This window comes from Actinomycetota bacterium, assembly GCA_019347675.1.
Lineage (GTDB): Bacteria > Actinomycetota > Nitriliruptoria > Nitriliruptorales > JAHWKO01 > JAHWKW01.
In genome coordinates, this window is the sequence record JAHWKW010000003.1 from 61,858 (window position 1) to 82,563 (window position 20,706).

At 71.0% G+C, this 20,706-nt stretch carries 19 protein-coding genes and 1 pseudogene; 14 read left to right on the forward strand and 6 right to left on the reverse strand.

Going from position 1 to position 20,706, the window contains the following annotated elements:
* Positions 1-4 precede the first annotated feature (4 nt).
* Together KY462_02655 and KY462_02660 are read left to right on the forward strand one after the other, a co-directional pair.
* Positions 5-1,555: a TldD/PmbA family protein gene (locus tag KY462_02655; protein MBW3576640.1), complete on the forward strand. Its 1,551-nt coding sequence runs from the start codon at positions 5-7 to the stop codon at positions 1,553-1,555.
* Positions 1,552-2,937, forward strand: coding sequence for a TldD/PmbA family protein (locus tag KY462_02660; protein ID MBW3576641.1), 1,386 nt, complete (start codon positions 1,552-1,554; stop codon positions 2,935-2,937). Before KY462_02655 ends, KY462_02660 begins: the two co-directional genes overlap by 4 nt.
* 25 nt (positions 2,938-2,962) lie before the next feature.
* Here KY462_02660 and KY462_02665 read toward each other — a convergent pair whose 3' ends face one another.
* Positions 2,963-3,136, reverse strand: a complete 174-nt coding sequence (locus KY462_02665) for a hypothetical protein (GenBank protein ID MBW3576642.1) — start codon at positions 3,134-3,136, stop codon at positions 2,963-2,965.
* A 54-nt stretch (positions 3,137-3,190) separates the two neighbouring features.
* On the opposite strand from KY462_02665, the gene hutH reads away from it, so the two are divergent.
* From hutH to KY462_02685, 4 genes are all read left to right on the forward strand, one after another.
* The gene (hutH, locus tag KY462_02670; GenBank protein MBW3576643.1) at positions 3,191-4,726 is read left to right on the forward strand and encodes a histidine ammonia-lyase; all 1,536 of its coding nucleotides are present in this window, start codon (positions 3,191-3,193) and stop codon (positions 4,724-4,726) included.
* A gap of 143 nt (positions 4,727-4,869) precedes the next feature.
* Positions 4,870-6,831 (forward strand): acetate--CoA ligase, encoded by a 1,962-nt coding sequence (gene acs / locus KY462_02675; GenBank protein MBW3576644.1) that lies wholly within the window; start codon positions 4,870-4,872, stop codon positions 6,829-6,831.
* A complete protein-coding gene (locus KY462_02680; protein MBW3576645.1) occupies positions 6,828-7,403 on the forward strand; it encodes a hypothetical protein in 576 nt (191 codons plus the stop codon). The genes acs and KY462_02680 overlap by 4 nt, the downstream gene beginning before the upstream one ends.
* A 78-nt stretch (positions 7,404-7,481) precedes the next feature.
* Entirely contained in the window at positions 7,482-7,658 is a 177-nt protein-coding gene (locus KY462_02685; GenBank protein MBW3576646.1) for a hypothetical protein, read from the forward strand.
* 7 nt (positions 7,659-7,665) lie between these two features.
* Here the strand turns inward: KY462_02685 and KY462_02690 are convergent, their stop codons facing one another.
* Entirely contained in the window at positions 7,666-8,229 is a 564-nt protein-coding gene (locus tag KY462_02690; protein ID MBW3576647.1) for a dTDP-4-dehydrorhamnose 3,5-epimerase family protein, read from the reverse strand.
* 78 nt (positions 8,230-8,307) lie between these two features.
* The gene (locus tag KY462_02695) at positions 8,308-9,216 is read right to left on the reverse strand and encodes a mechanosensitive ion channel family protein (protein ID MBW3576648.1); all 909 of its coding nucleotides are present in this window, start codon (positions 9,214-9,216) and stop codon (positions 8,308-8,310) included.
* Between KY462_02695 and KY462_02700 the strand changes: the two genes are divergently transcribed.
* From KY462_02700 to KY462_02720, 5 genes are all read left to right on the forward strand, one after another.
* Entirely contained in the window at positions 9,173-11,347 is a 2,175-nt protein-coding gene (locus tag KY462_02700; GenBank protein ID MBW3576649.1) for a DNA gyrase subunit B, read from the forward strand. The two genes, KY462_02695 and KY462_02700, sit on opposite strands and share 44 nt — an antisense overlap.
* Before the next feature lie 24 nt (positions 11,348-11,371).
* A complete protein-coding gene (locus KY462_02705; protein MBW3576650.1) occupies positions 11,372-13,801 on the forward strand; it encodes a DNA topoisomerase 4 subunit A in 2,430 nt (809 codons plus the stop codon).
* 410 nt (positions 13,802-14,211) lie between these two features.
* Complete coding sequence (locus KY462_02710; protein ID MBW3576651.1) at positions 14,212-14,640, forward strand: hypothetical protein; 429 nt, start codon at positions 14,212-14,214, stop codon at positions 14,638-14,640.
* A gap of 220 nt (positions 14,641-14,860) precedes the next feature.
* Positions 14,861-15,154 (forward strand): hypothetical protein, encoded by a 294-nt coding sequence (locus tag KY462_02715; GenBank protein MBW3576652.1) that lies wholly within the window; start codon positions 14,861-14,863, stop codon positions 15,152-15,154.
* Entirely contained in the window at positions 15,151-15,804 is a 654-nt protein-coding gene (locus tag KY462_02720; protein ID MBW3576653.1) for a hypothetical protein, read from the forward strand. Before KY462_02715 ends, KY462_02720 begins: the two co-directional genes overlap by 4 nt.
* A gap of 70 nt (positions 15,805-15,874) precedes the next feature.
* On the opposite strand, the gene KY462_02725 is transcribed toward KY462_02720, so the two are convergent.
* Entirely contained in the window at positions 15,875-17,212 is a 1,338-nt protein-coding gene (locus KY462_02725) for a PQQ-dependent sugar dehydrogenase (protein MBW3576654.1), read from the reverse strand.
* Positions 17,213-17,251: 39 nt separating this feature from the next.
* Here KY462_02725 and KY462_02730 point away from each other — a divergent pair, with 39 nt between their 5' ends.
* From KY462_02730 to KY462_02740, 3 genes are all read left to right on the forward strand, one after another.
* The gene (locus KY462_02730; protein MBW3576655.1) at positions 17,252-17,833 is read left to right on the forward strand and encodes a sigma-70 family RNA polymerase sigma factor; all 582 of its coding nucleotides are present in this window, start codon (positions 17,252-17,254) and stop codon (positions 17,831-17,833) included.
* Complete coding sequence (locus KY462_02735) at positions 17,830-18,681, forward strand: hypothetical protein (GenBank protein MBW3576656.1); 852 nt, start codon at positions 17,830-17,832, stop codon at positions 18,679-18,681. Before KY462_02730 ends, KY462_02735 begins: the two co-directional genes overlap by 4 nt.
* Before the next feature lie 236 nt (positions 18,682-18,917).
* On the forward strand, positions 18,918-19,304 hold the full coding sequence (locus KY462_02740; GenBank protein ID MBW3576657.1) for a VOC family protein: 387 nt from the start codon (positions 18,918-18,920) through the stop codon (positions 19,302-19,304).
* A gap of 6 nt (positions 19,305-19,310) precedes the next feature.
* Here KY462_02740 and KY462_02745 read toward each other — a convergent pair whose 3' ends face one another.
* Both KY462_02745 and KY462_02750 read right to left on the reverse strand, forming a co-directional pair.
* A complete protein-coding gene (locus KY462_02745; protein ID MBW3576658.1) occupies positions 19,311-20,159 on the reverse strand; it encodes a sulfurtransferase in 849 nt (282 codons plus the stop codon).
* 136 nt (positions 20,160-20,295) lie between these two features.
* Positions 20,296-20,415 (reverse strand): annotated as a pseudogene (locus KY462_02750) (Rho termination factor N-terminal domain-containing protein).
* Positions 20,416-20,706: the final 291 nt, after the last annotated feature.

Here is a 20,706-nt window from a genome sequence, read left to right on the forward strand (position 1 = left end):
GGGCATGGTGCCCGACGCGACGCCCGACCGCCGCGCTCAACAGACGGTCACCGGTCGCCGACAGGTGCGACAAGGCACCCCGGTAGGGTGCGCCACGACCACCAGGAGGGGCAGATTGTTCGACTACGCCGAGGCGGCCGTGCAGGGCGCCTTGGACGCCGGTGCCACCTACGCCGACGCTCGCGCGCTGCTCAGCCGCGAAGAGGCGGTCTTCGCACGCGACGGGCTGATCGAGTCCTTGCGCACCGACGAACACGCCGGGGTGGGCGTGCGGGCCTTGATGGGCGGGGCGTGGGGCTTTTTCGCGACCAACGACCTGACCGAGGCGTCCGCGCGCAGCGCCGGCCAACAGGCCGCAACGATCGCACGGGCCTCGGCGATGGTGCCCTTCCCGGACGTGTCCCTGACCGACGTGCCGGTGGTGCAGGACAGCTACGAGACCCCCCACGACGAGGACCCGTTCGCCGTCGCGATCTCCGAGAAGGCCGACCTGCTGGTCGGTGTGACCACCGCGATGCGTGAGGTCGACGGGATCGCGGTGGCCCGCGCGACACAGCGGTCGTGGTCGACGGAGAAGTGGTTCGTCTCCAGCCAGGGTCACCGCATCTCGCAGCGCCTCGTCGAGTGCGGCGGGGGGATGGACGCCACTGCGGTCGGCGACAACGAGACCCAGCGCCGTTCGTACCCGCAGGCGTTCGGCCAGTACGCGACCGGCGGGTACGAGATCATCCGCGACTTCGATCTGCCTGCCCACGCCCCGCGCATCGCCGAGGAGGCGGTGGCGCTGCTGTCCGCCGAGGAATGCCCCACCGCGGAGAGCGACCTCGTGCTCGAGTCCAGTCAGCTGGCCCTCCAGATCCACGAGTCGGTGGGACACGCAATCGAGCTCGACCGGATCCTGGGTTGGGAGGCCGCTTTCGCCGGCACGTCGTTCCTGGACCTGGCCAAGCTGGGGTCGCTGCGGTACGGCTCGGAGCTGATGAACATCACCGCGGACGCCACCCTGCCCAGGGCGCTGGGCACGTTCGGTTACGACGACGAGGGCACGCCCGCCCAGCAGGTCGACATCGTGCGTGACGGCACGTGGGTGGGTGTCCTGTCCGGACGCGACTCGGCCCACATCGCGGGGCTGCCCCCCGGTGGGATGGTCCGCGCAGACGGCTACAACCGCTTGCCGATGGTGCGCATGACCAACGTGGGGATCATGCCCGGGGACTCCTCCCTGGACGAGATCATCAGCGAGACCCGCGACGGGGTCTACATGTCCACCAACCGGTCGTGGTCGATCGACGACAAACGCCTCAACTTCCAGTTCGGCTGCGAGATCGCCTGGGAGGTCAAGAACGGACGGCGCGGCCGGATGCTGCGCAACCCGACCTACACCGGCATCACGCCGGTGTTCTGGTCGAAGCTGGACATGCTGGCCGGACCCGACGAGTGGGTGGCGTGGGGCACGCCCAACTGCGGGAAGGGCCAACCGATGCAGGTGGCCCACACCGGCCACCCGGCCACACCAGCCCGCTTCCGCAACGTCCGTGTCGGGGTGAGAGGATGAGCGCGACGGACGGAGCCGGACCGGCAGCGGCCGCTGCCGAGGTCGTCCGACTCGAGCGCCTGTGCGACCAGGTCCTGGCGGGGCTGGGAGCGGGAGCCGGGATCGAAGCGCAGGTGATCGCCACGGCCAGCAGGTGGGGACTGACGCGCTTCGCGAACTCCGGCATCCACCAGCACGTCGGCGAGCACACGGTCACCGTGTCGCTGCAGGCGGCGTTCGATGGGCGCGTCGCCGCGGCGTCGACCAGCCGGACCGACGACGCTGGCCTCTACGAGCTGGTGCAGCGCGTGGAGGGCGCCGCAGCCGTCCGCCCCGTCGACCCCGAATGGCCGGGGGTCACGCCGCCGACCGACGTCGCCGACGTCGACCACGCCGACCCGGCCACGCACGAACCCGCCCCCGCCGCCCGCGCGGCACACGTCGAGGCGTTCGTCGCGGCCGGCGAGAGCACTCGCGCTGCCGGGTACGTCGACGCCGCCGGGACCCGGACGGTGTTCGCCAACTCCGCCGGACACCACGCGACGGGGTCGTGGACCCGAGCCACCATCGACGGCATCCACCAGACGACCACGTCGGCCGGGAAAGGCCACCAGACATCGCGCCGACTGGGCGCGCTCGACGGTGGCGCCACCGGCCGGCGCGCGGCCCGGTTGGCGGCCGACAGCGCCGACGCAGGCGATCTCGAGCCGGGGCGGTACGCGGTCGTGCTGTCGCCCGAGTGCGTCGCGACGATCGCCCAGTTCCTGGCCTTCTACGGCTTCAACGCCAAGGCCCACCTGGAGGGTCAGTCGTTCGTCGAGCTCGGCGAGCAGCAGTTCGACGAGGCGTTCCAGCTGTGGGACGCCGCGCTCGACGATCGGGCGTTGGGGCTGGGGTTCGACGCTGAGGGGTCACCCAAGCGCCGGCTGCAGCTGGTCACCGACGGTGTCACCGGCAACCTGGCACACGACCGGCGAACCGCTGGACGTGCCGGCACCCAGACGACCGGTCACGCGATCGCGGGTGGCGAGGTGTACGGCCCGGTGCCCACCAATCTGTTCGTCGGCGCAGGCGACGCACCCGACGTCGGCGCGCTGGTGGCGCAGGTCGACCGCGGGCTGCTGGTGACGGAGTTGAACTACTGCCGGGTGCTCGATCCCCGCACGCAGGTCGTGACCGGGCTGACCCGCAACGGGACGTTCCTGATCGAGCGGGGCGAGGTGACCAGGCCGGTCACCAACCTGCGGTTCACCCAGTCGTTCGTGGAGGGTCTGGGGCCGGGCCGACTGCTCGCCGCCACCGCCGACACCCGCTTCGCCGACGGCGAGTTCGGACCCGGCATGGTGCACTGCCCCGCGGTGCGGCTGGCCAGCTGGAACATCACCGGAGGCGCTCGCGGATGAGCGGCCGGGGCCGCCAGCCGCCCAGCTACCGCTCGTCGTCGTGGCCCTCGTCACCGTCCTCGGACGCCTCTGGCTCCGCGACCTGCTCACGCTCCTCGATCGAGCCGGCGGCGGGTGCGTCGCCACCCGTGCCGCGCGATCCGCGTGCCACGTCGTCCTGGTCCTCGGGTGGACCGTTGATCTGCTCCGGCTGTGACACGTGAGTTCCTGACTGCGGCGCGTGGACCATGATGCCGGACGCGGGGGTCTCGTGATGCGTACCGTCGAGGTCGACGGTGGTCCCCTCGAACCGGCCGACGTCGTGGCTGTCGCCGACCGCCGCGCGCGCGTCGTGCTCGGTGCCGGCGTGGCCGATCGGATGGCACCGGCGCGGCGGGTGGTCGAAGAGGCGGTCAGCGGCGGCCGCGTCGTCTACGGGGTCACCACGGGGTTCGGGGCGTTGGCGGACACCCACATCTCCCGGGCGCGTCTGCAGAAGCTGCAGTTGGCGATCCTGCGCAGCCACGCCGCAGGGGTGGGTCCTCCCCTGCCCAGACGCATGGTTCGCGCGATGCTGCTGCTGCGCGCCCGGACGCTCGCTCAGGGTCACTCGGGGGTTCGCCCCGCGTTGGTCGAACGACTCGTGGAGTTCCTCGACCGTGATCTGCTCCCGGTCGTGCCCGCACAGGGTTCTGTGGGGGCCTCGGGGGATCTCGCCCCGTTCGCCCACCTGGCGTTGCCGCTCGTCGGCGAAGGACAGCTCGACGACGGGGAGCGCGCCGGTCCGGCCGCCGACCTGCTGCGCGCGCACGGACTCGAACCTTTGACGTTGGGAGCCAAGGAGGGACTGAGCCTGGTCAACGGCACCGAGGGGATGACCGCCTTCGCCGTCCTCAGCCTCGACCTCGCCGATCGCCTCGCGACCGTGGCGGATATCGCGTGCGCCGCGTCGATCGAGGCGTTGCTGGGCAGCGCCCGGCCGTTCCACCCGGCGATCCACCGGCTACGTCCGCACCCGGGTCAGCTGACGTGCGCGCGGAACCTGGCCACGTTGCTGAACGGCTCCGAGATCGTCGCGTCTCACCGCGACAGCACGCACGCGGTTCAAGACGCCTACAGCCTGCGTTGCGCCCCACAGGTGCACGGCGCCTGCCGGGACGTGTTCGCGTTCGCGCGGGCGACGGTCGAACGTGAGCTCGGGGCGGTGGTGGACAACCCGATCGTGCTGCCCGACACCGGCGAGGTCGTCTCGGGCGGGAACTTCCACGGGCAACCGTTGGCGTTCGCCCTGGACTTCGTCACCGCAGCGGTCACCGAGCTCGGCTCGATCTCCGAGCGCCGCACCGACCGCATCCTCGACCCCCAACGATCCGCGGGACTGCCCCCGTTCCTCGCACGCGACTCCGGTGTCAACAGCGGCTACATGCTGGCCCAGTACACCGCCGCGGCGCTCGTGGCCGAGAACCGGGTGCTCAGCCACCCGGCCAGCGTCGAGAGCATCCCCACGTCCGGAAGCCAGGAGGACCACGTCGCCATGGGCTGGGGCGCGGGGCGGAAGCTGCAGGAGGTCCTGACCAACACGCGGCGGGTTCTGGCGGTCGAACTGCTGTGCGCGGTGGAGGGGATCGGCCACCGCGCGCCTCTACGGCCGGCCGCGGCAGTCGCCGCCGTCGTGAACGCCGTACGAGCGCTGGTGCCGCCGTTGGGCGACGACCGCATCGTCGCCACCGACCTGGACCTGGTCTGCCGAGCGATCGAGGACGGCACGGTCACCGCGGTCGTCGCGGCAGCGGTGGGCGAGCTCGGCTAGAGCTCGGCTAGAGCACTGACGGCCCGACCTCGTCGAGCCTCCCGCAACCGTGGCCAGACACATTCCGCAGTGACCGTTCGCACGGCCGTCACCACCGACGCGCCCGTCACTATGGTCGTCTGAAGGGACAAGAAGGAAGAGGCATGGGACAGACGATCGAGGACCTGCTGCGTGAGGAGCGCAGCTTCCCGCCGCCGGAGGACTTCCGGCGTGACGCGCTCGTCTCCGACGCCGAGCTGTACCGTGAGGCTGAGGCGGACCGGCTGGGCTTCTGGGCTGATCAGGCGCGCCAGCTGGACTGGTTCCAGGAGTGGGACAACGTCGTGGACTGGGACCTGCCATACGCCCAGTGGTTCGTTGGCGGGAAGCTGAACGCGTCGTACAACTGCCTCGACCGCCATGTCGAGGCGGGTCGGGGTGACAAGGTCGCGTTGCACTGGGAGGGCGAGCCGGGCGATCGCCGAACCATCACCTACTCCGAGTTGCTCGACGAGGTCCGACGGCTCGCGAACGTCCTGAAGTCGTTGGGGGTCGCCAAGGGCGACCGGGTCGCGATCTACATGCCGATGATCCCCGAACTGCCGGCGGCGCTGCTGGCGTGTGCGCGGATCGGCGCGCCGCACTCGGTCGTCTTCGGCGGGTTCTCCGCACAGTCACTGCGCGAGCGGATCCAGGACGCGGAAGCGAAGGTGCTGATCACGGCCGACGGTGGGTGGCGCCGCGGCGAGGTGGTGGATCTCAAGGCGGCCGCGGACGAGGCGCTCCAGGATGCACCCAGCATCGAGCACGTCGTGGTGGTGCGCCGGACCGAGCACGACGTGCAGATGCGCGACGGCCGCGACCACTGGTACCACGAGCTGATGGCCGAGGCCGACGCCGACTGCCCGCCGGAGCAGGTCGACAGCGAGGGCCTGCTGTACCTGCTGTACACCAGCGGTACCACCGGAAAGCCGAAAGGGATCATGCACACGACCGGCGGGTACCTCACCCACTGCGCCTACACCCACCGCTACGTCTTCGACCTGGACCGCGAGCGTGACGTGTACTGGTGCACCGCCGACATCGGTTGGGTGACCGGGCACAGCTACATCGTCTACGGACCGTTGGCCAACGGCTGCACGTCGGTGATGTACGAGGGCGCCCCCAACCATCCCGACGCCGAACGACTGTGGGAGCTGGTGGAGCGGTACGGGGTCACGATCTTCTACACCGCGCCGACCGCGATCCGTGCGTTCATGAAGTGGGGCGACGAGCACCCACAACGTCACGATCTGTCCTCGCTACGAGTGCTCGGCACGGTCGGGGAACCGATCAACCCGGAAGCGTGGGTGTGGTACTGGAAGGTGATCGGCGGCGAACGCTGCCCGGTCGTGGACACCTGGTGGCAGACCGAGACCGGCGGGATCATGATCAGCCCGCTACCGGGCGTGACCACCCTCAAACCCGGTTCCGCCACCTTCCCCGTCCCGGGGATCACCGCCGAGGTCGTCGACGATGACGGTCAGCCGGTGCAGGCGCCCGGCGGGGGCTACCTGACGCTCACCCAACCGTGGCCGGGGATGCTGCGGGGCATCTGGGGCGACCCCGAGCGCTACAAGGAGACCTACTGGGACCGCTTCGAGGGCCACTACTTCGCCGGTGACGGCGCCAAGGTCGACGAAGACGGCTACATCTGGGTGCTCGGACGCGTGGACGACGTCATGAACGTGTCGGGCCACCGCATCTCCACGGCGGAGGTCGAGTCGGCGCTGGTCAGCCACGACGCCGTGGCCGAGGCGGCGGTGATCGGCCGTGACGACCCGGAGACCGGCCAGGCGATCGTTGCGTTCGTGAGCTTGCGCTCCGGTTACGACGGCGATCAACAGCTGGTGGAGGATCTGCGCGAGCACGTCGCCGATCAGATCGGGAAGATCGCCCGGCCCCGCACCATCCTGATCACCCAGGATCTGCCCAAGACGCGGTCGGGGAAGATCATGCGGCGGCTGCTGAAGGACATCGCCGAGGACGAGGAACTCGGCGACACCACGACCCTGGCCGACGAGAGCGTGGTCGACGAGATCAAGGAGCGCTACCTGGAGAAGTCCTCGGCAGGCGAGGGGCGGTGAAGGAACGCCAGGACAGCACTGGCCGACCCGGCTTGATCCGGGCGCTGCTGCTGTCTCTCTTCCTGTCCTTCGCGGTGGCGCTGGTCAACGAGGTGCTGCGCCGGCGGCGATGGCAGCCCGTCGAGGAAGGGACCGTTGACGGCCCGCAGCGTCAGGCGGCTCTGGCGGCACGGACCACGACCGTGGCCGTGGAGCAGCGGGAGCGCCCACGACCCCGCGACACGGGTGCCGTCGAGGCGCCGCAAGTAGAGGCGCCGCCAGTAGAGGCGCCGCCAGCCGAGGCCGGCCCCAGCGATGCGCCCACAGAGACGGCTGCCGCGCGCGAGGATGCCCCTGGCGCGGCGCCCACACTCCAGGCTGCTGCCGACGCCCGCCACCGTCCCTCGGCGCCCGGGGTGGCCATCGCACCACCCGCCGACGACCGGCCGAGCAGGCGGCTGCGCGAGCCGCTGCCGCCGTCGCCACCCCCGCCGGAACGGGCAAGAACCACCCCGCCGTTGGTGATCGCGCTGCTCGTCGTCGCGGGTGCCTTGTTGGCCGCCGCCGCCGCCGTACTGATCGTCCGGCTGTAACGGCTGACGACGTGGGGTCGGTCGTCGGTGGAGACGTGAAGGACGAACCGACGGTCGGGATCGACGGGAGCAGTGAAGGTGGACCTGAGAGACGTCATCGTCAGCGCGCCGCTGCTGTGGCGGGCGTGGAAGTGGCTACCGGGACCGCTGAAGGTGATCGTGGTTGCGGCGTCGGCGATCGTGTGGCTCAAGCGGCGCTCTGCCGATCGTGAGCGGCCCGCCGGTGCCGGGGCGAGAACCGCGGAGGGTCGGTGACCCCCATTCACCCGGTCAAGCGGGGATGGTCGGGGAACAACCGACGCAGGGTGGGGTTGGTGCGGTCGGCGTCGGACACGATCGGGTGGTCCACCGGCCAGTCCACGCCCAGATCCGAGTCGTCCCACGCCACCGAGCGTTTGTCCAGGTCGTCGCGCCAGTAATCGGAGACGTCGTAGATGTAGTCGACCGGCGACGTGCCGTACGCGCAGAACGAGTTCGCCAAACCTTCGCTGATGAACAGCCGGATGCGCTGGCCCTGCGGCGGGTCACCGAGGTGGAACGTCGCCACCTCGCCGAACGTGGCGCTGTCGGGTCGGATGTCGACGATGGCCGCCATGGCGGTGCCGCGCGCCACGTACACGAGCTTGTCCCACGGCTCGGCGTGGAAGCCGCGCAGCACCCCGGGCTCGCTCCGCGAGTGGTTGCCCTGCACCAGGGTCGGCGTGCGCCCCAACGGACCCTCGAGTTCGCGGATCTGGTACGTCTGGCGGAAGAAGCCACGCTCGTCTTCGAACGTCTCCCAGCGCACGACCAGCAGACCGTCGATCTCCGTGGCTTCGACCGGCACGGCGCTCCTTGTGTCGCCACCGCCGGGAGGCTAACGGTGCCGCCACCCCGGCGCGGTCGGAGGTCGAGCGCGCGGCGCTCACGGTGTCGCAGGCGGCCGCGCCCGCTGCGAGCCGCCCGGGCCCCCGTCGCCGTGGTGCAGCTCCATCGGCGTGTCGAACATCAGCGTCCGGATCGGCCACGGGATGGTCAAACCGGCCTCTTCCAGGGCGGACTTCGCGTCGGACAGCACACGATCCTGCACCCGGCGGACCGTACGGATGTCGGGCAGCGTCCAGTAGCGCAGTTCGAAATCCACGCTGAAGTCGCCGAGTTCCGTCAGCAGCACCTCCGGCATCGGCTCCGCCAACACACCCGGGACCCGCGTCACCGCCTCTGTCAGGACCTGCCGCGCACGGTCGTGGTCGTCGCGGTAGTCCACCCCCACCGTCAGGGTCGTGCGCCGCAAGCCGCGACGGGTCAGGTTGCTCAACGGGTTGCGGAAGACGTCACTGTTGGGGATCAGCACCGTGACCCCGTCGTAGGCCACCAGGCGCGTGACGCGCAGGTCGATCTCCTCGACGGTGCCCTCGAAATCGCCTGTCTCGATCTGGTCACCGGCACGGAACGGTTTGCGGACCAGCAGGATGATGCCCGACACGAAGTTCTCGAGGATGTTCTGCAGCGCGAACGCCAGCGCGAGGCCAGCGATCCCCAACGTTGCCAGCATCGCGCCCACCCGCACGCCGGCGACGGACAGCGCCATCAGAGCCGCGACCACGACCACCAGGAACCGGACGATGCGGCCCGACAGCCCCACCACGACCCGGTCGGCCCGGGTCCGATCGAGGAGCTGCTCGGTCCACCGACCGACCCAGCGGGCCGCCAGCAGACCGGCGACGAACAGGACCAGCCCGACACCGATCAGCGGCAACCGGGTGAAGAACGCCGCCACCATCCCCTCGATGGTGTCGCGGACCACGTCCAGGGCGTCGCGGAGGCTGTCCACGTCCCGTTCGACGATCAGAGGGACCGTCTCGGAAGGGGTCGGCAGCGGCTGCTCGAACGGCTGGGCGTACACCCTGCCGAGGCTAGTCCCAGCCGCCGTGTCGGTCGCGGGTTCCTCGGCTGCCGCTTTGCCATCGCGTACCGTGAATGACCCTGCGACCACCACCACGACCACCAACGAGGCGAACGTGGCGAAGACCTCCCGGCGGGCCCGGGCGAAGACCGACGAGTACTCCGCCGAGCACATCTCCGTGCTGGAAGGTCTCGAAGCGGTCCGTCGCCGCCCCGGCATGTACATCGGGTCCACCGACGCCCGCGGGCTGCATCATCTGCTGTGGGAGGTCGTGGACAACGCCGTCGACGAGCACCTCGCCGGGCACGCCGAGCACATCACGGTGCGGTTGCTGGCCGACGGCGGCTGCGAGGTCACCGATGACGGGCGTGGCATCCCGGTCGACCGCCACGAGAAGGAGGGCCGTCCCGCCGTCGAGGTCGCGCTGACCAAGCTGCACGCCGGCGGGAAGTTCGACCGCCAGGCGTACGCCGTCTCGGGCGGGTTGCACGGCGTGGGCGTGTCGGTGGTCAACGCGCTGTCGTCACGGACCGAGGTGGAGGTCGTCCGCGACGGCTATCGGCACGCCATCGCCTTCGAACGCGGCCCGGTGGCCGAGCCGCTCAGCCGGCGCGGCGAAGCGCGCGGTACCGCCACCACGGTGCGGTTCTGGCCCGACCCGGAGATCTTCGAGACGAACGAGTTCGACCACGCAACCGTGGCCCAGCGGCTGCGCGAGACCGCACTGCTCAACCCCGGCCTGGAGCTGCTCCTGGCCGACGACCGCACCGGCCGGTCGGAGACGTTCCGGTTCCGGGCGGGCTTGGCGGACTTCGTCGCGGAGCTGCTGCACGGCCGCGACCCCATCGATGAGCCGATCGTGATCCACCGCGAGGGTGAGGTCGGCGGCCACCCGATGGCGGTGGACGTGGCCCTGACCTGGAGCGAAGGTTTCCACGACGAGCGGGTCCGCTCGTACGTCAACGTGGTCCGCACGGTCGACGGGGGGACCCACGAGGAAGGGTTCCGCACCGCACTGACCCGGACCCTGAAGAAGTTCGGTCGCGACTCGAACGCGCTCACCAAGAAGGACCCCGACCTGACCGGCGACGACGTCCGCGAGGGTCTGGTGGCGGTGATCTCGCTGAAGATGCCCGACCCGCAGTTCGAAGGCCAGACCAAGGGACGACTGGGATCCAGCATCGCTCGCGGCTACGTCGAGTCGGTCGTGTCCGAGGCGCTGGACGACTGGCTCGCCAAGCATCGCAGCGCCGGGCGGCGGATCGTCAAGCGTTGTGCCATGGCCGCGCGCGCCCGGAAGGCCGCGAAGGCCGCCCGGGAGCTCACCCGCCGCAAGGGCCTGCTCGACACGCAGTCCGCGGGGCTGCCGGGCAAGCTGGCCGACTGCACCAGCCGCGACCCGGCCGAGACGGAGCTGTACATCGTCGAGGGGGACTCGGCGGGCGGGTCGAGCAAGCTGGCGCGCGACCGCCATACCCAGGCGATCCTGCCGCTGCGCGGCAAGGTTCTCAACGTCGAGAAGGCGCAGCTGCGCCGCGTGCTGGAGAACTCCGAGATCCAGGCGCTGATCAAGGCCATCGGGACCGGGATCGAGCCGGATTTCGACTACGACGCGCTGCGCTACGACAAGGTCGTGCTGATGGCCGACGCCGACGTCGACGGCGGGCACATCACCACGCTGCTGCTCACCTTCTTCTACCGGCTGATGCCGGCGCTGATCGGCAAGGGGCACCTGTACCTGGCGCAGCCTCCGCTGTACCAGCTGCGGCGCGGGACGAAGGTGGCGTACGCGATGAGCGACGAGGAACGCGACCGGTTGGTGCGGACGGAGTTCAAGGGGCAGGGCAAGGTCGAGACGCAACGTTTCAAGGGCCTCGGCGAGATGGACCCCGAGCAGCTATGGGCCACCACGATGGATCCGGCGCGGCGGACGCTGCTGCGCGTGACGGTCGAGCACGGCATGGAGGCCGATGAGCTGTTCACCATGCTGATGGGCGACCAGGCGGAACCGCGCCGCGACTGGATCGAGCGCAACGCCAGGTTCGCGCAGCTGGACTGACCGGCGAAGACGAGGGAACGAGCGATGCCCAAGCAGATGGACCTGCTCGGCGGCCATGTCGTCGACGTCCCGATCGAGGACCGCATGCAGCAGGCGTTCCTCGACTACGCCATGTCGGTGATCGTCGACCGCGCCCTGCCCGACGTCCGCGACGGCTTGAAGCCGGTGCAGCGGCGCATCCTGTACTCGATGTGGGAGTCGCGCCTGGTCCCCGACCGCCCCTACCGCAAGTGCGCGTCCACCGTCGGGGAGGTGATGAAGAAGTACCACCCGCACGGTGACGCAGCGATCTACGACGCGTTGGTGCGCATGGCGCAGGACTTCTCCAGCCGTGATCCGCTGATCGACGGGCACGGCAACTTCGGGTCGGTCGACGGCGACCCGCCTGCGGCGATGCGCTACACCGAGGCGCGGCTGTCGGCCCTGGCGATGCAGCTGCTCGCGGGCATCGACGAGGACACGGCCGACTTCCGCCCCAACTACGACGGCTACGAGCAGGAGCCGGAGGTCCTACCGGCACGGTTTCCCAACCTGCTGGTCAACGGCGCCACCGGGATCGCCGTGGGGATGGCGACCAACATCGCACCCCACAACCTCGGCGAGGCGATCGACGCCACCCTGCATCTCCTCGCCCACCCGGACGCGACGCTGGACGACCTCCTCGAGCTCCTCCCGGCTCCCGACTTCCCCACCGGCGCCCGGATCGTGCACACCGACGGGATCCGCGGGGCGTACGCGACCGGCCGCGGCGCCGTGACGATGGAAGCAGTGGCCACGACCGAGGTCCGGACCGGGAACCTGCCGCGCATCGTGGTCACCGAGATCCCGTACCAGGTGAACAAGGCCACGCTGCTGGGGAAGATCGCCGGGCTGGTGCAGGACCGCCGCATCGACGAGATCCGCGACCTGCGCGACGAGTCGTCACGCGACGGCATGCGCATCGTGATCGAGCTGAAGCGCGGGGAGGACCCCGCCCCGGTCCTCGAGAAGCTGTACCGCTCCACCGACCTGCGGTCCAACTTCAACATCAACTGCGTCGCGCTGGTCGACGGCGCGCCCCGCACGCTCGGCTTGAAGGACTGCCTGTCGGAGTACATCTCCCACCAGCGGCAGGTGCTCACCCGCCGCACCACCCACCGCCGCGACCAGGCCGCAGCCCGCGCCCACGTGCTGGAGGGACTGCTCACCGCGCTCGACCACCTCGACGAGGTGGTGGCCCTGATCCGCGCGGCCGACTCGGCCGACGCCGCCCGCACCGGGCTGGTGGCCCGGTACGAGCTGTCCGAGACGCAGGCGAACGCGATCCTGGATATGCAGTTGCGACGGCTCGCCCGGCTGGAGCGCCGCAAGCTCGAGGACGAGTACCGCGAGCTGCTGGCGATGATCGAGCAGCTGGAGGCGGTCCTGGCCGACCCCGGACGCTTGGACGCGCTCCTCGCCAACGAGCTGCGCGACCTCAAACGGGTCCACGCCACCCCGCGTCGCAGCGCCATCGTGGCCGAGGGGATCGCAGCCGAGGACGTGCTGGCCGGGGGGTCGCGGGCCGGATTCGAAGCGCAGGACGTCACGGTGTACGTCACCCGTGGTGGGTCCCTCAAGCCGATCCCCCAGCGCAGGACGAGTCCCGCCCACAAGCACCCCAGCGACCCGGTCGTGGCGGTGCTGCGCTGCACGACCGACCACACCGTGCTGCTGATCGACGAGGAAGGCACCGGGTACCGCGTCGACCTGCCCGACGTCCCGGTCGTGCGGCCGCGGGACCGGGGCACCCACGCCGCCCAGACCCTGGGCGAACCCCCCGCCGCCGCGATCGCCGGCGCGGTGGTGCTGCCGGACCCGGCCGCGGGGGCCGGGACGGGCGAGGGGTCCCCTGACGCTGTGACCGTGGTCACCGCGTCCGCGCAGGGTCAGGTGAAGCGCACGGCGGTTGGCGAGTACGAGACGAGAGCCCGAACGCTGCAGGCTGCGGGCGTCAAGCACGGCGACCGGATCGTGGCGGTGGCGCTGTGCGACGATGACGACGACCTGGTCGTGGCCCACAGCGGCGGGCTGGTGACCCGTTTCCGCGCCCAGGACGTCCGCCCGATGGGGCGGACAGCCACCGGCGTGATCGGCATGGACGTCCCCGACGGCCAGACCGTCGTCAACGTCAGCGTGGTCGAGGGCGGCCGTGATGACGGCGACATGGTCACGATCTCGGCGGACGGAGCCGCCAAGCGCACACCCCTGGAGGAGTACGGCGTGAAGGGTCGGGGCGGCAAAGGCGTCCAGAGCGGTGCGGAGGCGCTGCTGTTCTGTGGCTCCGCAGCGGACCTGCACATCGCCGGAGAACAGCCGGCGGTGATCCGCCCCGTTGAGCTCCCCGACGCGCGGCGCACGGCCCGTGGCACCGACCTGGGCGTGCCCGTCGGGGCGCCGGTCGTCGCCGAGGCATCCCCGGTCGGGGCGCGCTAGGACGATCCAGAGCCTGGTGAGCGACCCATCGATCCGGTGGGAGAGCCCACGACGTCCGTGGGTGTCACAAGCCGTCGTTGCGGGTACCGTCGCGCGCCGCTGAAGCGGCGCCGACTTCACGGCGACGGCCCAACGGAGAGTTCCGCGTGCTCGATGATGCATCGCGGGGGGCGTCAACGACCCGGCGCCCCAGCTCGATAGGTGAGGATCACCGTGGGACCCGACGTCATCGTCGGCACGTTGGTCTTGCCTTCGTGGCCGTCTCCCTCGTCATGACGGCGTGCGCGGCCGCCAAGGCATCGGGTGGCCGTTGAGCGGCGAGCGCCGCAGATCAGCCGTCCGCCATCGGGTTCGTCGCCGACCGCGATGTCATCGGCACCAGAGCGCCGGGGACCCTGGCGACTCACCCGGTGGGTGGGCTGTCGGGTTCGTTGTCCCCGGCGGTGCTCGCCGAGCCCGGTGGCGACCGCATCGTCTACCGGGCGTGGGACGACGCCCGTGTCCTGGATCCGGGCCGGTCCTTGGCCGAGCAGGGCATCCACCGGGACGACCCGCTGGGTACCCCGGTGCTGCGCCTGTTCGACCCGTCGACCGGGTCGGACCGTGTGCTGGTGGAGGGGGTTGACTCTGCGGCCTGGAGGGCCGACGGGGCTCTGGCGTACGCCCAGGGCGTCGACCCGGTCTTCCGTGCCGGCAGGGCGTGGAACGCGGTGGTGACGGTCCGCCCCGATCTCGACGGCGACGCGGTGGTGTGGAGCTCCCAGCCGGGCAGCGTCGTGTTGGCTGGGCCGGGAAGAGCCTCCTGTTCTACGCCGTGGAGGACGGAGTGCCGGTCGTGAAAGTCGCGGACGGCCCTGCGGCGGTGCGCACGCTGGGTCCTGGACACGTGGTGGCGGTCGGCCCCGACGGGACGCGAGCGGTGCTGGCTGACCCGCCTGGGTCGTCGACCCTGCGCCTGATCGAGGTCTCGTCGGGGACGGTGGTGTCACGGTTGGTTCTGGCCGAGTCCGGGCTGGCGGCCGACTACTCGGTGACGCCGGTGACTGGCAGGGAACCTCGGTGGTCGTCGAAGCTGGCTGGGGGCAGCACTCGACGTTGGTGCTGCTCCGCGTGGACGATGACCAGCTACGGCTGGAGTCCACCCTGGCGGTGAGCCTTTCGCGCTACCCGCGCGGGGTCGGCCAGCCTCGGCTGGTTGCGCCCGATCAGGTGGTGGCACAGACGGCCGTGGGCGACGGCCCGGTCGTGTCCTTGACCGTGGTGTGCGACCTGGCCGCGAGGTCCTGCGACACCGATCGCAGCTTCGACACCCCGTATCTGTTTCCCATCCGTGACCCCGGAATCCTGCGATGATCGGCGTCGACGGGCAGCGACCGACGCGCGCGCCGGTCGGATGGGTTCGCCTCGTGGCGGTTGCCGTGTGGGTCGCGGCGTGGGTGGTGGCGGTGCCGGCCACGCCGGTAGCTGGGTGTGAAGCGGACGGTTACTTCGTCTTCGAGAAGATCACGAACGTCGCATCCGAGCTGTCATGGTGGGACCGGGACAGCTGTGCGTCGGCGGCGGCGACGCGGACCTGGCGGGCTGGTTCAGGGCGTTCGACCGACGAGTGCAAGAAGGGGTCGGGGTGGCTGCCCGACGGGGTGTACGACACCCGGGGCCAGTGGCAGGACTTCAACGGCAAGGTGATCGACGGCCGTGTCATCCGTCTGCAGGATCAGCAGTGCTACAACAGGACGTGGCGGACCGGGCTGTTCATCCACAGCGAAGAAGCCAACGCCACCAGTGACGACTGTGAGGGGACCGGCGCCGACCGGCCGTACTGCTGGGACGGCGATGTCGACTACCTCTCCCAAGGCTGCATCAAGCTCGCCAACGACCACGGCGCCGTCCCCGCCGCCGACGACATCGGCGAGGCCGACTTGTACTGGCGCGACCGCGGCGGATCCCCCGTGGAAGGGCCGCAGACCCTGCCCGGCAAGCTGCACGTGCGAACCCGGCGTTGACCGCCGCCGGGGACGGCACTCGTACTCGCCGCCGTTGTCGGCCACAACCCCAAGGACACGTTCGGCGACGTCAGCCGGCGGCGACGATCCGTGACACTGTGCCGCCAGCTTCGGCGATGTAGACCTCACCGGCTGCGTCGCGGCCGAACGACAGCGGGTACCCCAACCGGCCGACCTGATCGGTGAAGTCCACGACGTCCGCGGGTTGACCGGGTGGAGGCAGACGGAACCCGCGGAGGAACCCGCCGCAGTAGTCGCTGAACAGGTACGTCCCGCGTAGATCGACGATGGCGTCACCGCGGTAGACCTCGCCCCCGACGATGGCGCACGCGTCGCCCGCCCGGTGGGCGTACTCGGCGACCGGCAGGACGTAGCGGTCGACGTCGCAGGCGTCGCGTCGGCAGCGGCTGCCCTCCATGGCGGGCCAGCCGAAGTCGAGCCGGGCGACGTCGGCCGCGACGACGTTGATCTCCTCGCGTCCCTTGGCGCCGACGTCGGCGACGATCAGCTGGCAGCGGGGACCGTCGAACGTGAACCGCCACGGGTTGCGCAGCCCGGTTGCCCAGACCTCCGGCGCCCCGCTCACCCCGTCGGCGTGCGGGTTGTCCACCGGTATCGCGTAAGCCTTCCCCGCCGCGGGGGGACCGTCGACGTCGATCCGCAGCAGCGAGCCCAGCAGGTCGTGGGCATCGGCTGCCGGAGCGCCACCGTCCGACTTGTCACCACCATCACCCAGTCCGAGGTAGAGCATCCCGTCGAGGCCGAACGTCAGCGTCCCGCCCTGCTGGATCACCGCGGGCTGGTCCACGGTGAGAAGCGTCCGGCCACTGTCGGGGTCGGCGCGGTTGGGGTCGTCGCCCGACACGCGGTACTCGGCGACCACCGTGTCGGCCTCGACGTCGTCGTAGTGAACGAAGAACCGGCCGTTGTGGGCGTAGCGCGGGTGGAACGCGAGGCCGATCAGACCGCCGTCACCGATCGCCTTCGCGCGGTCGGTGAGATCCAGGAACGGCCGGTCGAGGAGACGTGCGTCGGCGACCACCCGGATGCGTCCGTCCAGCTCCAGGACGAACAGGCGCGGGTCTCCGGGCGGTGCGGTGATCAGCGACGGGTGCACCAACCCGGTCACGATCGGCTCGAGCGCCAGGCGTGGTGTCGTGGTGTCGCCCGCTGGCTGATCCGGCGGAGCGTCGGGACACGACAACCGCTCGGGCGTTGGGGCGCCGGCCGGCGCGGCCGTGGTCGCCGCCGTCGGTCCCGCGGCGGTGGGAGCAACGTCCGCTGGTCCCGGTCGTGTGCACGCGACCACAGTGGCGGCCACGGCCACCAGGCCGGCGATGGCGCGTCGCAGATCAGCGTGCCGGCGTGGGGCTGTGTCGCCGTCCGTATCCTGGCTGGGTTGGGGCACGCTCACCTCCGGGCGGCCCGCGGACCAATGGGAGGGTTCGTGCCGCTCGGCGACCGGTTCGACACGGTCCTCGCCGCGGCACGGGCGGGGGCCGACTGGGCGTGGACGGAGTTGTACCACGACCTGGCGCCGGTGATCCTCGGCTACCTCCGTAGCCGCGGCGCGCACAGCCCCGAGGACGTCGCCAGCGAGGTCTTCCTGCAGGTGGTCCGCGACCTGCACCGCTTCGACGGGGACGAGAGCCGGTTCCGGTCCTGGGTGTTCACGATCGCTCACCACCGCCTGATCGATGCTGGACGCCACCGGCGTCGACGGCCGTCCGACCCGGTCACCGACGAGGCGCTCGAGCGGGCGCTGCCCCCCAGCGAGGGGCAAGAGGGCCTGGAACGCGTTGCCGAAGGCGAGTTGCTGGAGGTCCTCAACGACCTGACCGAGGATCAGCGGGCCGTCCTGCTGCTTCGGCTCTTCGCCGACCTGAGCATCGACGACGTGGCCGAGGTGCTGGGGAAACGTCCCGGCGCGGTGAAGGCGCTGCAACACCGCGCGATCGGGACGCTGCGCCGCCGGCTGCAGCATCACCCGTATCCTGCCGGGCCGCTGGAACGCTCACCGGAACGATGAGCACACGCCGCGACGACATCGACCGTCTCCTGGCCGGCGCAGACCCCGGCCAGGACGACGCGTTGGCGTACCTGGCCACGCTGCGGCGTGCGCTGGTCACATCCCCCCCTGAGGACGTCGCCGAGCGCCACTTGGCCGCGATCACCGCCGCGGCGCAGCAGGCTGCCCACCGTCCGCCTGCGGCTCCCGCCCCGAAACGGCAGGCGCTGCGCGGCTGGACACGGCGTGTGGCCGCAGCTGGGGGCCTCAAGCTCGCCGCCAGCGCCACCGCGGTCCTGGCCGCCACCGGCGGCGGGCTGGCCGCCACGGGCAACCTGCCCGATCCCGCCCAGCGGGCCGTGGCCGAGGTTCTCGACGAGGTCGGCCTCACCGTCCCCAAGCCCCCGGCCGATCGCGTGCCTCAGACCACCGGGACGGAGGAGCCCACAGGCGCGTCCGACCGCGGGCCGTCAGCGCCGCCATCGACGCCTGCGCCGCAGGCGCCGGGACGGCGTGGAGAGGTCCCGCGCTCGGACCCGCAGCGACCGTCGACCGTCACGCAGCGACCCTCGACCGCCACGCAGCCCCCTACGACCGACCCCACCCGCCCGAGCGTGAACCGAGGGACCGACCAGCGGTCCGGCGGGCCCCAGGCCGGTCCGACAGCCGAGGCCACGTCCACCCCGGGCCCCCCCGAGGATGTCGCACCCGACCAGCCGCCTGCCGACGGTTCGTCGAACCGGCCGCAGGCGCCGGCCGGGGCGGGCGGGGTCCAGGACGGCGCGCCGCATCCGACGGGCCATGACAGCGCTCGGTCGGACCTCTCCTCCCCCGGCGGGCCCCGTCCGGAGGGTCCTGGCACCGGCTAGCGACAACGTCCGAGCGGCTCCACTCCCACCAGCCGACGTCGCCGCCAACGGGGCCAGCGACCCGCATCGACCGCACGATCCGCCGGGAGACGTGCCCGCTGGCGACATGGCGGTCGTCGCCGGCGGGCCTGACCCGTCGCCCGAAGAGGGAGGGCACCGCGCGGTCGCGGGGCCGCCTGTTGCGGCGCTCAGCGGAGCGCAGGCACGCTGGCGGTGATCGGTCGGGAGGGGTGACGGTGCAGGTGCTCCAGTCACGCGTGTTGTTGCGTCCGTCCGATCTGGACCGCTCGATCGAGTTCTACGAACACCAGCTCGGTCTGGTGCGTTACCGCGACTGGGGACAGCCACCCAACCGCGGCGTGGTGTACTTCCTCGGCGGTGGCTACCTCGAGCTGACCGAAGGAGGCGGCGGTCCCCCCCCGGGGCCGTGCGTGCGGTTGTGGCTGCAGGTGGCCGACGCCCGGTCGGCGTGCGACCAGCTGGCGGCCCGTGGCGTGACGATCGACGCCGAACCCGAGCCCAAGCCATGGGGCCTGATCGAGAGCCTCGTGCACGACCCCGACGGGCTCCCGATCGTGGTGGTCGAGACTCCCGTCACCCACCCACTGCGGCGACGCCAGTGACGGGGTTCAGCCGCGCTCGACCGGCACGTCCACCAGGGACCCGTACTCGGTCCATGAACCATCGTAGTTGCGCACGTCGTCGTACCCGAGCAGTTCGTGCAAGACGAACCAGCTGTGAGCGCTCCGTTCACCGATCCGGCAGTACGCCACGACCTGCTTGTCGGAGGTGATCCCCTGGGCCTCGTACAGCTCCCGCAGCTGGTCGTCGCCCAGGAACTCCCCGGTCTCCTGGTCGACGGCCTTGCTCCAGGAGATGTTCGTGGCGCCGGGGATGTGGCCGGCGACCTGTGGCCACTCCTGCGGGAGGTTGTCGGGCGCGAGCTTCTCGCCGCGGAACTCCTCCGGCGAGCGCACGTCCACCAGGCCCTTCCCGGCGGGGGCTCCGACGAACTCGTCCAGGACCTGGTCGCGCAACACCCGGATCGAGAAGTCGGGCTCTTTGGCCTCGTACTGGGTCTTCTGGCGGCTGGTCTCGTCCTGGGTCAGGGAGCGATCCTCCTGCTCCCACTTCTTGCGGCCGCCGTCGAGCAGGCTCAGATTCTCCTGACCGTAGAGCTTGAAGTACCAGTAGGCGTACGCCGCGAACCAGTTGTTGTTCCCGCCGTACAGCACGACGTGGTCGTCGTTGCTGATGCCCTTCTCCGACAGCAGCTTCGAGAAGCCCTCCCGGTCCAGGAACCCGCGCCGCACCGGGTGTTGGAAGTCGTCCTTCCAGTGGAAGGCGATCGCCCCGGGGATGTGGCCCGTGGCGTAGAGGGTCGTGTCCTCGTCCACCTCGGCGAAGACCACGCCGGGATCATCGAGATGCTCCACGGCCCACTCGGTGGTGACGAGCGCATCGGGGTTGGCTGGCACGGGCGGCTCCTTGACGCTGTCCGGTCGTCTTGAGCGAAGGGTGGGTGACGTGCCGGGTCAGCGCCAACCCGACGGGGTGCAAAGGGTGCGAACGCGCCGAGCTCAACATCACGGCCGCTGACCGCCGACCGATCTCTCACGAGGCGTCGTACAGCGCCTGGACAAGCTCGTCCTTGTTCATCTGCGAGCGACCCTCGATGTCGAGATCCTGGGCCCGCTCGTACAGCTCCGCCTTGGTCCATTCCTCGTAGGCGGGTGCGACCGCGCGGCTGGCGTCGTCGGCGGTGCGCCGCGCCTCGGTTGTGGCGGTCTCGGCGGTCTCCCGGGTCGTGTCGCGGGCCGTGACGGCCGCTTCGCGGGCTGCGCCCCGCGCGGTCGTGGCGGTCCGCTGCGTCGCCTCACGGGCAGTGGTCACGGTGCGCTGCGTCCCCTCCCGCACGGTCCCGGCGGTCCGTGTCGCCGCATCCCGGGCCGCGCCGGCGGTCCGGCTGGCCGCATCCCGGGCGGTGCCGGCCGTTCGCGTCGCAGCCTCGCGGGCACTGCGGGC